Source organism: Heyndrickxia acidicola, assembly GCF_001636425.1.
Taxonomy (GTDB): Bacteria; Bacillota; Bacilli; order Bacillales; family Bacillaceae_C; genus Bacillus_AE; species Bacillus_AE acidicola.
Window position 1 is genome coordinate 474,322 of the sequence record NZ_KV440953.1, and the last position, 12,135, is coordinate 486,456.

Below are 12,135 nucleotides of genomic sequence, written 5' to 3' on the forward strand. Positions count from 1 at the left end.
AGAAAAGGTTTTTTAGCTCATTTTACAGTAAAAAAAGGAACCTTTCAGCTGTGCTGAAAGGCGTGTGAAACTTCTTTTTCACACGAATGAGCTAAATAACAATATAGTATCTTAACAAAGCCATTCGCCGAAAAGCAAGGCGTTTGCAATTTTCATAAAGACCCGCTGCATTTCATTATTCCCTGCTTTTCAGGTTTAAGAGCTTTTGCTTCAATTCGTTTTCCATTGTGGCAAGCTCTTGTTCTGCCTGGTAGCGTTTTGCACGGCCTTCCTGCTGAATGCGCAGGGTTTCTTCCAAGGTCGTAACCAGATTTTCCTGCGTTTTCTTTAACGTTTCTATATCTACAAGTCCCCGTTCGTTTTCTTTTGCCGTTTCAATCGTATTTACCTTTAACATCTCTGCATTTTTTAAAAGAAGGTCATTGGTTGTTTTGGAGACCAGCTTTTGAGCTTCAACCGCACTGCGCTGGCGGATCAGCGTTAAGGCGATTGCCACCTGGTTTTTCCAGAGAGGAATCGCCGTCATGATGGAAGATTGGATTTTTTCCGCCAGTGTTTGGTTGGTATTTTGGATTAATCGGATTTGTGGTGCACTTTGTATCGTGATTTGGCGGCTGAGTTTGAGGTCGTGCAGACGTTTCTCTAAACGGTCTGCAAATTGGACCATATCATTTACCTCTTGGAAAGCCATTTGGTCGCCAGTGGCATGTGCGCTCTCTTTTAATTGAGGAATGATTTTTTCATGCAGTTCTTCAAGCTTTATTTCCCCTGCAGCAATATAAATGTTCAAAGCATGGAAATAATCTTTGTTTTTTTCATACAGCTGTTCCAGCATTTTAATGTCTTCCATTAATGCCCGTTTGGAATGAGCAAGCTTCACACTGATCCGGTCAATTTGAGCGCCTGTTTTCTGATATTTAGAAAGAATTTCTTGAACCGAATGCGAAATCTTCCCAAACATCCGTGAAAATAAGTTTTTCTTTTCAGGAAGAAGTTCATCGGGGTTTACATTTTGAAGCTTGCCCATCAAGTCATTTAATATAGAGCCTATTTCGCCAATGTCCTTTTGCTGAACATGGTCCAGCATTGCGTGGGAAAAATTCAAAAGCTTGGACTGAGCCTGAGTTCCGTACAGAATAATAGCCTGCTGGTTTTTGGGATCTATTTGTTCAGCAAGCTCTATAGCTTTTTTACGATTTTCCTCCGGAAGGACATCAATTAGTTTTGAAGGCTTAGACTCAGTTGTTTGGAGAGGTGTATCATGAATCATCATCTCTTTTTCCCCAAAGGGATTGGAGAGCAGATCGTCCAACTCATTACCGGTATCTTCCTGCCATAAAGAATGCTTGGCTTCACTCATTTTATCGGACTCCTTTTATCCTCAAGATGTGGATGTGTCATTGTTTTTAAAGAATGCTTCGCAACGTCGAGTTCAAATTCTAAATGACCTATATCATCTGAAAGAATATGGTAAAGATCATTTTCAAGGGACTCTGTTAATTCCTCCAGTGTATCGCGTGTTTCGTATAGATTATGGTAGAGTTTATCATTTTTGACTGGCTGGGCCAGAAGAAAGGTGTATTTTTCGGATAGCTCTACAATAGAATCTAAGTGATAAAAGAAAAATTTCTCAGCTTGAAAGAAACGCTTAGGATCTTTTTTTACGATGCTATAAATTTTAGAAACAAGGCGGTTTAAATCAAAAATTTGTTTAAACGCTTTGATATTACGAACCCGGAAGAAAAGCTTTTGAAGCCGTTTGATCTTTTTTCTGGATTCTTTAAGGTTTCTATAAATATAAGCATAATCCTTGCGGGTCAGTCCATGCTTCTTCACCCATTTTCTAACAGTTACCCATTTTGCTATATAGGAAACAGCAATACCGGCTATGGCTGCAATCAAGGAAGCAAGCATTGCCCCTTGGCTGTAGAGGAAAAAACATATCATCCAAACTATGGCCATTACGGGTACGGCTGCAGCGGCACGTATAAAAAAAGAAAGGAAAGGATTTATCATTATTTTCATGGCTCCTATCTAAAGAATTGATGATAAAAAAGCTCGACAATTCCATTGATCATTAGTACATACGAATAAGCTCTTAAAGAGTTTCTCCTTTTATTATAAAAAACCAAAACAAATAATGGAAGCCAAATAAAGACAGGGAGGTCATCTATAAACGATAAATTTTGCAAAGCGCTTTCAAAATCTGTGAAAAAAAGAGGGAAAAGAAGGTCTCTTGACGAAAAAGGTAGATAAAGGGACTGTGGATATAGCTTATTCGCGGGACTAAATACAGCAGGGGGGAAATCAGATGGTTAATCAGGAAGCAGTCATCGTGAGTGCTGTGCGAACAGCAATCGGTACTTTTAATGGCGCATTAAAAAATGTAACAGCTGTTGAACTGGGAGCTGTGGTAATTAAAGAAACATTGAAAAGAGCCGGCATTGAGGCAGGTAAAGTAGATGAGGTCATTATGGGCAATGTGCTGCAGGCAGGACTTGGGCAAAACCCGGCACGCCAGGCAGCCATAAAAGCGGGTGTTCCTGAAAGCGTTTCCTCGACAACGATAAATAAAGTATGCGGTTCTGGGCTGAAGGCGGTTCATTTGGCAACCCAGGCCATTTTGGCAGGAGATGCAGAAATCATTGTAGCAGGCGGCATGGAAAATATGAGTATGGCCCCGTATCTGCTTATGAATGCCCGTGACGGATTTAAGATGGGAGATCAAAAACTGGTTGACAGTATGATCCGGGACGGCTTATGGTGTGCTTTTAATGATTATCACATGGGAATCACCGCAGAAAATCTTTGTGACCGTTATGAGATCAGCCGTGAAGAACAGGATGAGTTTGCAGCAGTCAGCCAAGAGAGGGCTGCAAGGGCGATCGAAAGCGGGAGGTTTAAAGATGAGATTGTTCCGGTAACCATTCCTCAGCGAAAGGGAGACGATATTGTTTTTGACCGGGATGAGCATCCAAGAAATGGGACAACAGCAGAGTCTCTTTCCAAGCTGCGTCCTGCATTTAAAAAAGATGGCTCCGTAACAGCGGGGAATGCATCCGGCATCAATGACGGAGCAGCTGCAGTTGTGGTGATGTCAAGGGCGAAAGCAGAAGAGTTGGGCATTAAACCAATGGTTGCGGTTAAGGCAAATGCAAGTGCAGGAGTGGACCCGAGCATCATGGGGATTGGTCCGGTTCCAGCTGTAAAAAAAGCGCTGGCAAAAGCTCAGTTGTCACTGGATGATATTCAGTTGATAGAAGCGAATGAAGCCTTTGCAGCTCAATCCTTAGCGGTCGATCGTGAACTGAAATTGAACCGCGATATTTTAAACGTAAATGGAGGTGCCATTGCACTTGGACATCCAATTGGTGCAAGCGGTGCAAGAATCTTTGTGACGTTGATTCATGAAATGGTGAAACGTCAAGCGCAAAATGGGTTAGCTGCTTTGTGTATTGGCGGAGGCCAGGGAGTTGCGACAGTAGTAGAGTTAGCCTGATGCCAGGATCGTGTCAGGTAAAAAGGCAATAAATAAATTCATTAATGAAAAGGCGGTTCTTATGGAGCTTTTAGCTTCCATAACAGCCTTTCTTTTTCAAATGCAAGAAAAGGAGGAGACAAATTGAAAACAGTTTATACATCCTTTCAAGAGGCAGTCAAGGATATATTTGATGGTGCTGTGTTAATGGTAGGGGGCTTTGGCCTTTGCGGAATTCCCGAAAACCTTATACAGGCGCTAGTTGAAAAAGGTGTAAAAAATTTAACCATTATTTCTAATAATTGCGGAATTGATGATTGGGGACTTGGTCCATTACTGCAAAATAAGCAAATAAAAAAGATGATTGGCTCTTATGTTGGGGAGAATAAGGAATTTGAACGCCAGGTACTAGCTGGCGAGCTTGAGGTAGAGCTTACTCCGCAAGGGACACTGGCAGAGAAAATCCGGGCGGGGGGCGCTGGCATTCCGGCTTTTTACACCCCTGCAGGCGTTGGAACTCCCATTGCTGAAGGCAAAGAAATAAGATCATTTAATGGAAAAGACTACGTCCTCGAAGAAGCGCTTACGGCTGACTTTAGCTTAGTCAGGGCATGGAAGGGCGATAAAATGGGGAACCTGGTTTATAACAAAACAGCACGAAATTTTAATCCCATGATTGCTGCAGCAGGAAAAACCACCATTGCAGAAGTTGAAGAGTTATATGAGATTGGCGAGCTGGATGCAAATTTTATCCATACACCAAGCATTTATATACAAGGTATTATTGTGGGAAACCAGGAAAAAAGAATTGAAAGAAGAACCGTTCAAAAACAGGTAAATATATAGAGAAGGAAGGGCTGACATGATGGCAGAAACGAAAGCGGCAGTCCGTGAAAAGATTGCCATAAGAGCAGAAAAGGAAATTGAAGACGGCTTTTATGTAAACCTGGGGATTGGAATGCCGACTCTAGTAGCGAATTATATATCTGAAAATAAGCAGGTAGTCCTTCAATCGGAGAATGGACTGCTTGGAATCGGTCCGTATCCGGCTGAGGAAGAAGTAGATGCCGACTTAATTAATGCAGGAAAAGAAACGGTAACGGCAATACCGGGAGCTTCTTATTTTGACAGTGCTGAATCCTTTGCCATGATCAGGGGAGGTCATATTGATATTGCTATTCTTGGAGGCATGGAGGTTTCAGAAGGCGGAGATTTGGCAAACTGGATGATTCCAGGTAAGATGATCAAAGGAATGGGCGGAGCAATGGACCTTGTTCATGGTGCCCGCAAAATCATTGTGATAATGGACCATGTGAATAAAAACGGCGAGTCAAAAATCCTTCGAAAGTGCACCCTTCCTTTGACAGGGAAAGGTGTTGTAAATCGCATTATTACAGAGAGAGCCGTCATTGATGTGACAAAAGAAGGGCTTATGCTTAGAGAGGTAGCAAAAGGATACACAGTAGAAGAGATTATCGCCTCGACAGAGCCGAGATTAACAATCCAGGAAGATGTAAAACTAGAAGCCTACTAAGGAAGTATAGTAGAATGAAAGGAGAATCCCTCAGAGAGAGCGGGTTCTCCTTCTTTACATTTTAAAAAGGAGAAAGAATAATGGCGAAAAAAAAGCAAGTAGTGAAAAAAAATAAACCGGAAGAAAAATTAACGCTAAAGGATGCGCTGGATCAAAACATTGTTGAAAAGCTAAAGCAAGCCCAGAATCAACTAAAAGAAGCAGAAGAGAAAAAGAAGATTCAAGAAGAAGAAAGAAAAAGACTGGAAAGGAAACAACGGGAGAAAAACAAATCCTTTGAGGAGCTTCTGGCTGAAAGCAGTATGGACTGGAAAAGCTTTAAATAAGTTTTATTGTTATCAAACAGTAACATTAGGATTAGAAATGATTGCGCCTTTAAATAGGCTTCACTATACAATAACAAAGGTGTGGAAATGATATATTTCCACACCTTTGTTATTGTATAGCACATTGAACTTGCCAAATACTTTTTCATCCTTGAACTAAGGCACCAAGTATTTACCGGGATTCTTTTCATATAATAATAAAAGCAATGCCTGTTTTGAAAAAGTTGACATTCAGTTGTGAATTTTAAAAAAATGTAAGGGGAGCTAGTCTTAAAACAAAGGAGAGAGGGGAAGATAGTAAGAGTGCAGGGGGTGATTACGTTGAAATGGATTATTCATTATTTGGCTTTTCTAAATATCATCGATGCGCTTGCCACGTATTTTGGGCTTAATCATTCTTATATAAGAGAAATGAATCCTTTAATGGAAAGTTTGTACAATATTCAACCGCTGTTTTTCTTAGCTGCAAAGTTATTGCTATCAGTGATTTTATATTCCTTACTCTATTTTGAAAAAATCCCTGTAAAAAATATGTTTAAAGCCATTACGGTGGGAGCTGCAACCATTTATACGTTTGTAGTCATTTTACATAGTATTTGGCTGCTTTCATTAACGTAAAAAAGCGTTCCTGATGACAGGGTCACCTGGTAAACGCTTTTATTTGTTTTTTAATTTCCACTTATTAAATTCAAGAAATTCACGAAATTCTTCTTTAGAGATGCCGGAATTCATCGCTTCCACGACAAGTCCTTCCCAATCAGAGTCAAGTTGCTGAGTTTCTTGTTCAGCTTCATCATTTAAAAGGATTTTAACAGAAACACCGAGAACAGACGAAACTTTTTCAAGAAATTGAATAGATGGGTTGGATTGCAAATTTCGCTCAATGGAGCTAAGATATGACTTCGCTACTCCGGCTCTTTCAGCAAGTTCAGATAAAGAGAGCTCTCTTTGTAAACGATGTTTTTTAATTCGTTGGCCAATCATCCAAGTGTCAACTCCTTCGTCTCATTATAGCACAGAACGAAAGTGTTGTTTTTTATATTAATAAAAATTTTAAAGTAATTCATGTCCACCTTATTCATTTGAAATTATTGAGAACATGTAGAGGCCTAAATGATCTGTTTATTATCTTTTCTTTGTTCATGAGTCTCAATGCTGAGGAAATCTTTAATTTCTTGGATGCTTAAGCCGAGCTGTTTTGCAGATAAAATTAATTCCAACCAATCTTTGTCCAATACTCTCTGGTTTCCTTTTTTCATGTCCTTTCTTTTCTCCCCTTATAAAAATATGATCCGACCAATATAAACAGGTGACTCATCCACCAGTCTAATTCCTTTGTACTAAAAGTATAAGGAAAACAGCCGTATGAATCTCGTATAATTTGTCGAGGAGATAAAAGGATTATCGACATAAACATTAAATACCACTGGTAAGCGTATCTGTGTTTAGCGATGATCTTCGTACTTGTTGGCTGTGAACAAGGCCATTAACATTTCCTGTTCCTGCTCCGTTAATCTGCTTGCATTTGCGGCCCTGGCATTTTCTTTTACCTGTTCAACAGAGCTTGCTCCCGCAATAACAGATGCGACTGGATCTGTGAAAAGGTTGAAGCCGATAGCCAGTTCCGTCATGGATCTGTCCCGAGTTAGCAGCTTTTGCTGTATGATTTGAAGCAAATCTTTCAACTCTTCATAGGAATAATTTAAGTAGCCTTGTACCGATGCCTTTTCCAGCATCTTATCACTTAAAATTCCTCTGGCAAGAGGTCCTCTTGTTACAACACTAATGTTATGTTCTGAAAGCAAAGGGAAAACCGTTTCTTCCGGGCGGCGGTCAAGAAGGCTGTACTGCATCATCACGCTGACAATGGAAGACTTCTTGACATATTCCCGAATAACATTCGGACGAATGGATGAAATTCCGTAATATCGAATGAGGCCCTCTTCTTTTAATTCCTCGAAGGCTTCAATGGTCTCGTCGATAGGATCCTCAATCGTTCCGCCATGAAGCTGGTAGAGGTCGATATAATCGGTGCCAAGTCTGTGCAGGCTTGATTTAACTGCTTCTTTTATATAATTCTTAGATGGATCCCAGTGCCAGCCCTTACCATCCTCATTCCAGCGATTGCCTGCTTTCGTAGCGATAACAACCTTTTCTCTTACGAATTTTAAGCTTTTTCCCACAATTTTTTCATTAATGCCCTGATCATAAAGATCTGCTGTATCGAAATAATTAATGCCCTCCTCCAATGCAGCAGAAATAATTGCTTTCCCTTTTGTTTCATCCGTTCCAATGGACATGCAGCCTAAACCCAGCTCAGAAACATATAGGTCCGAGTTTCCCAGTTTTCTTTTTTCCAAATGAGCTCCCGCCTTTCATTTAATCTCTCGTCTATTTTATTAAAAGCAAGAGCCAAAGGACAAGAAAAAGGCTAGGAGTTTGAAGAATTAATCCAATCCTTTACATAGGTAAAATGCTTTCCGTAGGCTTTTAATTGTTCTCTTACTTCCCAGGCTTTTCCTGCTAAAACGATTTTCTTATCGTAAACGTAGACTTTCATAAAATTCCTCCATTTTACTTCAAGATTGAATAGACGGGCAAAATGCAGCTTTCTGAAACACTTGTGTTAAAATGTGTATGAAAAGTGATATGTGGATTAGAACAAGGAGTGTGAAACCATGCATAAATTTGAAGAAATAACGGTTAAGTCTGAAACAATTTTTAAAGGAAAAATGATTAGTCTTCAGGTAGACGAAGTCCAACTTCCAAATGGAAAATATTCAAAGCGCGAAATGATTAAGCATCCAGGTGCAGTAGCTATTCTGGCAATAACAGATGATAAAAAGATTGTTTTGGTAGAGCAGTATCGGAAGCCGGCGAATCAAGCGTTAATAGAAATTCCAGCAGGTAAGCTTGAGCCAGGGGAGAAGCCTGAGCTTACAGCAGTAAGAGAGCTTGAGGAAGAGACTGGCTATAGATGTGAAAAGCTTGAGTTTATTACTTCCTTTTATACGGCTCCCGGATTTGCAGATGAAATTTTGCACATCTATAAAGCGACGGGGCTGAAAAAGCTGGAAGAGCCAAAAACAGCTGACGAGGACGAATTTGTAGAGTTAATGGAAGTTACCTTGGAGAAAGCGGTACAGCTGGTAACAGAGAATAAAATTTGTGATGCCAAAACAACCTTTGCTATCCAGTATGCTCAATTACAAGAGGTTTTAAATGCAAAATGAAAGACTATTTTGTAGACCTTCATATTCATATTGGGCGTACAAAATCGGGTAAACCTGTCAAAATAACAGGATCTAAATCCCTTACATTGTCCAATATTTTAAAAGCGGCGAAGTTTCCAAAGGGCCTTGACATTGTAGGGGTTATAGATTGCCATTCACCGGAAGTAATAATGGAGATGGAAGAGTTATTAGAAAAAAGCCTTCTTGAAGAGCTTTCAGAGGGGGGATTTCGGTTTGAAGAATCAGTTACGCTGATTCCAGGTGTTGAAATTGAAGTAAAGGATGAGAACTGCAAAGGGCCCATTCATGTTCTCGGTTATTTTCCGAATCTCGAGTCATTAAAGCATTTTTCAAAATGGTATGGAGATAAAGTCACCAATGTACATTTAAGCACCCAACGAATACGTGAAAATGCACGTACTCTTCAGGAGAAGATCATCTCACTTGGCGGTATTTTTATACCAGCACATGTATTCACTCCTTTTAAAAGCGTTTATGGAAAAGGTGTGAAAACCTCTCTAACAGAGATTTTCAATCCTTCATTAGTAGACGCAGTAGAGCTGGGGTTAAGTTCGGACTCTGCCATGGCAGATCACATCAGCGAGCTTCATGACTTCACTTTTGTGACTAATTCAGATGCCCATTCACTAGGGAAAATGGCTCGTGAGTACCAAATAATGCATTTAAACGCTCCTGACTTTAATGCCGTTAAGGAGGCCCTGCATAGGCAAAAGGGTCATAAAGTAGTTGCAAACTATGGACTTAATCCTCTATTAGGTAAATATTATAAAACGGTTTGCTCAAAATGCCTTACCCCTAAAGAAGGAGATATATGTCCGCGTTGTGGGTCAAAGCAATTTACAAAAGGGGTTTCCGAAAGGATTTCGGAGCTTTCAGATTCTGAAAATGGGCCTGTGAGACCTCCGTACATTCATCAAGTACCACTTGATTTTCTGCCTGGACTAGGCAAAAAAACAATGGATGAGCTGTTAAATCACTTTGGGACAGAAATGCATATCCTCCACTGTGTTCCGAAAGAAGAATTGAAAAAAATCATTAAGCCTGAGCTGGCAGCGCTGATTATAATGGCGAGAGAGGGAAGACTTCATGTATTATCCGGCGGTGGTGGACGCTACGGCAGGATTTCACCGCTTTAAAGAGATTGAATGGAGCGGGTTTTAATTCTGCCGTTTTCTGCATGTGAGGAATTTGTATACTTACAGAAAAAATTCAAAATCAACCCAAAACGGCTGTATAGATATAATTTATTGCCACAAACTATACCGACGACTGTTTTGGGAGGGTAATAAATGGATGTAAACCGCGTAAAACAAATCATCTCTTCTCCGGCGGATATTAAGGTTTCCTACCAAGGGACTTCCGTCTGGATAGATAAATTAGAGGCAGATGGTAAAACAGCTACGGTTCATTTGAGAGGTCCGCTTGAAGAAAGATCACAGGTTTCCATTGACGAGCTGGTAGAAGAATAGACCCTAAGGACTCGGGTACTTTGCAATGATTTGCAGTACCCGATTCCTTTTTCCTTTTTCTTTGCAGCAGCCATTTCTCTATAAAGAGTTTGCTAGAATTAGAATAACCTCTCTTTTTTTGGCATAGAGTTTAGTACAGCATTCTTAATGTCAGGATATGTACTTGAAAAGCGGGAGGAAGTCAAAAATGAGGAAAAAATGGTCGTTGTCTAATCCTATCAATCGTCACTTACTAGAATACTCCTCGATTTATTGGTTCATAATGGTGTTGTTTTTAATGGGGGTCATATTTGGTGCGGTAATCGTAAATAGTTTATCAGTCTCTCAAAAGGATGATCTTTTTTACTATTTGAATCAATTTTTTGGACAAATTTCTGCAGGGAAAATGGCTTCCTCTGAGGATCTTTTTAAGTTAAGTTTTCTTCATAATGCAAAATTTCTCGGGTTTATGTGGATTCTGGGAATATCCATTATTGGTCTTCCTTTAATATTGATTTTGCTTTTTTTAAAGGGTGTAGTAGTAGGATTCTCTGTCGGATTCTTGGTTAACCAAATGGGCTGGGGAGGCTTTCTCCTTTCATTTGTCTCTGTACTCCCTCAAAACATGTTTATCATTCCTATGTTTGTCTTCATTGCTGTTGTATCGGTTGGCTTTTCTTTAAAGCTAATTCGTAAAGTGTTTATAAAGCAAACAGCCAGCTTCCATATTCTCCCGGCATTTTGGGGGTATGCAGCAGCATTGTGCATTGCAATGGGAGTTGTCTGTGTAGCTGCAGGAGTAGAAGCTTATCTTTCTCCTTCCTTAATGAAGACGGTGATGGCACATGTTAAATAGGCGTTTTCGCATAGATTGCTGTTTTACGTACAAAGAATCAATACGATGTGTCTGTCTTCGCGGCATCTTTTCTTAAGCCAGGTTTTTCTCCTAAATTTCAATCATTATTTTTGTGTCCATTAACAAAGTTTACAAAAAAATCCTAATTAAAACACAGTACAATTTAAAGAGTAAAACGTAAATTAATTATAATAATTATTAAAAGGTATTTAATTTAAAAATATAATCATTCTATTTAGTAGTTTAAAATAATTTTAGTTTGAATAATATATTCCTTCTGCTATAATAGGACAGAGAGTGGCGAGGGAGGAACATATATGGAAGATCGTATTGAAAGAATAAAAAAACAATTGCACTCAGCAAGCTACAAGCTGACTCCCCAGCGAGAAGCAACGGTTCGGGTCTTACTTGAAAATGAAGAGGATCATTTGAGCGCAGAAGATGTATACCTCCTTGTAAAAGAAAAATCGCCGGAGATTGGACTTGCAACGGTATATCGTACGCTTGAACTTTTAACGGAATTAAAGGTAGTAGATAAAATAAATTTTGGCGATGGCGTGTCCCGCTATGATTTGCGTCAGGAGGGTGCTGCACATTTCCATCATCATCTTGTTTGCATTGAGTGCGGTGCAGTCGATGAAATTCAGGAAGACTTGCTTGAAGATGTTGAGAAAATTGTAGAAGACCGCTGGAACTTTAAAATAAAAGATCACCGTCTAACCTTTCATGGGATATGTTTTCGTTGCCAGGAGAAAAAACATTCCGATGACAGGGGAGAAGAGTAACCAGAAACCTTTTCGAAACCAGAAAAGGTTTTTTATTATGGCTTTGCCCCTAATGCTGGCCGCCGATAAGCAGTGTCCCTTCGCTTTTCTATTTGTCTAGCTCCAGGTCCCATCGGCTCGAGGTCATAAGCCAATCCGTCAAGAAGGTTAAAATAACAAACCTTCATGCCGGCTCGTCTTATGCTGGTCACCGATAAGCAGGGACCCTCCGCTTTTCTATTGTGTCTAGCTCCAGGCTCCAGCGGCTAGCAGACTTTCCGTCTTCTCCATGCGATAATTCTACATCGAAAAACTATCGTTTTTCGTGTATCCTTTATCTCAGTCGAAGCCTAAAAAGTCTGTACGCCGCTAAACGTCGCCCTCCGCTTTTCTTCTTTAAGGTATAAATTTCTGATTCTCTGTCATAGCTTGTATTAATGATATTTTTTCAAAGATTTGATAAGGGGACGGTTTA

At 39.9% G+C, this 12,135-nt stretch carries 17 protein-coding genes; 10 read left to right on the plus strand and 7 right to left on the minus strand.

Annotated features, from left to right (window positions below; all coding sequences use genetic code 11):
* Positions 1 to 175: 175 nt before the first annotated feature.
* Both A5N88_RS02170 and A5N88_RS02175 read right to left on the minus strand, forming a co-directional pair.
* Positions 176 to 1,360 carry a toxic anion resistance protein gene (locus tag A5N88_RS02170; protein ID WP_066262467.1) on the minus strand — a complete coding sequence of 395 codons (1,185 nt, stop codon included), beginning with the start codon at positions 1,358 to 1,360 and terminating at the stop codon, positions 176 to 178.
* Positions 1,357 to 2,016 (minus strand): 5-bromo-4-chloroindolyl phosphate hydrolysis family protein, encoded by a 660-nt coding sequence (locus tag A5N88_RS02175; RefSeq protein ID WP_157090577.1) that lies wholly within the window; start codon positions 2,014 to 2,016, stop codon positions 1,357 to 1,359. Before A5N88_RS02175 ends, A5N88_RS02170 begins: the two co-directional genes overlap by 4 nt.
* 295 nt (positions 2,017 to 2,311) lie before the next feature.
* Here A5N88_RS02175 and A5N88_RS02180 point away from each other — a divergent pair, with 295 nt between their 5' ends.
* The 5 genes from A5N88_RS02180 to A5N88_RS02200 all read left to right on the plus strand — a co-directional run bounded on the left by A5N88_RS02180 (position 2,312) and on the right by A5N88_RS02200 (position 5,956).
* Complete coding sequence (locus A5N88_RS02180) at positions 2,312 to 3,499, plus strand: acetyl-CoA C-acetyltransferase (protein WP_066262473.1); 1,188 nt, start codon at positions 2,312 to 2,314, stop codon at positions 3,497 to 3,499.
* Positions 3,500 to 3,622: 123 nt separating this feature from the next.
* Positions 3,623 to 4,324, plus strand: a complete 702-nt coding sequence (locus A5N88_RS02185) for a CoA transferase subunit A (RefSeq protein ID WP_066262475.1) — start codon at positions 3,623 to 3,625, stop codon at positions 4,322 to 4,324.
* Between the two features lie 19 nt (positions 4,325 to 4,343).
* Positions 4,344 to 5,012, plus strand: coding sequence for a CoA transferase subunit B (locus A5N88_RS02190; protein ID WP_066270161.1), 669 nt, complete (start codon positions 4,344 to 4,346; stop codon positions 5,010 to 5,012).
* Between the two features lie 80 nt (positions 5,013 to 5,092).
* The gene (locus A5N88_RS02195; protein ID WP_066262478.1) at positions 5,093 to 5,338 is read left to right on the plus strand and encodes a YqkE family protein; all 246 of its coding nucleotides are present in this window, start codon (positions 5,093 to 5,095) and stop codon (positions 5,336 to 5,338) included.
* Between the two features lie 321 nt (positions 5,339 to 5,659).
* Positions 5,660 to 5,956: a DUF5658 family protein gene (locus tag A5N88_RS02200; RefSeq protein ID WP_066262480.1), complete on the plus strand. Its 297-nt coding sequence runs from the start codon at positions 5,660 to 5,662 to the stop codon at positions 5,954 to 5,956.
* 39 nt (positions 5,957 to 5,995) lie between these two features.
* On the opposite strand, the gene A5N88_RS02205 is transcribed toward A5N88_RS02200, so the two are convergent.
* The 4 genes from A5N88_RS02205 to mciZ all read right to left on the minus strand — a co-directional run bounded on the left by A5N88_RS02205 (position 5,996) and on the right by mciZ (position 7,898).
* Positions 5,996 to 6,322, minus strand: coding sequence for a helix-turn-helix domain-containing protein (locus A5N88_RS02205; RefSeq protein ID WP_066262482.1), 327 nt, complete (start codon positions 6,320 to 6,322; stop codon positions 5,996 to 5,998).
* A gap of 125 nt (positions 6,323 to 6,447) precedes the next feature.
* Entirely contained in the window at positions 6,448 to 6,597 is a 150-nt protein-coding gene (locus tag A5N88_RS23995; RefSeq protein ID WP_083952982.1) for an anti-repressor SinI family protein, read from the minus strand.
* A 186-nt stretch (positions 6,598 to 6,783) separates the two neighbouring features.
* A complete protein-coding gene (locus A5N88_RS02210) occupies positions 6,784 to 7,698 on the minus strand; it encodes an aldo/keto reductase (protein ID WP_066262485.1) in 915 nt (304 codons plus the stop codon).
* 71 nt (positions 7,699 to 7,769) lie between these two features.
* Positions 7,770 to 7,898 carry a Z-ring formation inhibitor MciZ gene (mciZ, locus tag A5N88_RS24000; protein ID WP_083952983.1) on the minus strand — a complete coding sequence of 43 codons (129 nt, stop codon included), beginning with the start codon at positions 7,896 to 7,898 and terminating at the stop codon, positions 7,770 to 7,772.
* 118 nt (positions 7,899 to 8,016) lie between these two features.
* Between mciZ and A5N88_RS02215 the strand changes: the two genes are divergently transcribed.
* The 5 genes from A5N88_RS02215 to fur all read left to right on the plus strand — a co-directional run bounded on the left by A5N88_RS02215 (position 8,017) and on the right by fur (position 11,681).
* Entirely contained in the window at positions 8,017 to 8,571 is a 555-nt protein-coding gene (locus tag A5N88_RS02215; RefSeq protein WP_066262487.1) for an NUDIX hydrolase, read from the plus strand.
* A complete protein-coding gene (locus tag A5N88_RS02220; RefSeq protein ID WP_066262489.1) occupies positions 8,568 to 9,728 on the plus strand; it encodes an endonuclease Q family protein in 1,161 nt (386 codons plus the stop codon). The genes A5N88_RS02215 and A5N88_RS02220 overlap by 4 nt, the downstream gene beginning before the upstream one ends.
* Before the next feature lie 153 nt (positions 9,729 to 9,881).
* Positions 9,882 to 10,061: an H-type small acid-soluble spore protein gene (locus A5N88_RS02225; RefSeq protein ID WP_066262494.1), complete on the plus strand. Its 180-nt coding sequence runs from the start codon at positions 9,882 to 9,884 to the stop codon at positions 10,059 to 10,061.
* Between the two features lie 187 nt (positions 10,062 to 10,248).
* Complete coding sequence (gene spoIIM / locus A5N88_RS02230; protein ID WP_066262501.1) at positions 10,249 to 10,896, plus strand: stage II sporulation protein M; 648 nt, start codon at positions 10,249 to 10,251, stop codon at positions 10,894 to 10,896.
* A 317-nt stretch (positions 10,897 to 11,213) separates the two neighbouring features.
* Entirely contained in the window at positions 11,214 to 11,681 is a 468-nt protein-coding gene (gene fur / locus A5N88_RS02235) for a ferric iron uptake transcriptional regulator (protein ID WP_066262504.1), read from the plus strand.
* Between the two features lie 35 nt (positions 11,682 to 11,716).
* Here the strand turns inward: fur and A5N88_RS24645 are convergent, their stop codons facing one another.
* The gene (locus A5N88_RS24645; protein WP_157090578.1) at positions 11,717 to 11,872 is read right to left on the minus strand and encodes a hypothetical protein; all 156 of its coding nucleotides are present in this window, start codon (positions 11,870 to 11,872) and stop codon (positions 11,717 to 11,719) included.
* Between the last annotated feature and the right edge of the window lie 263 nt (positions 11,873 to 12,135).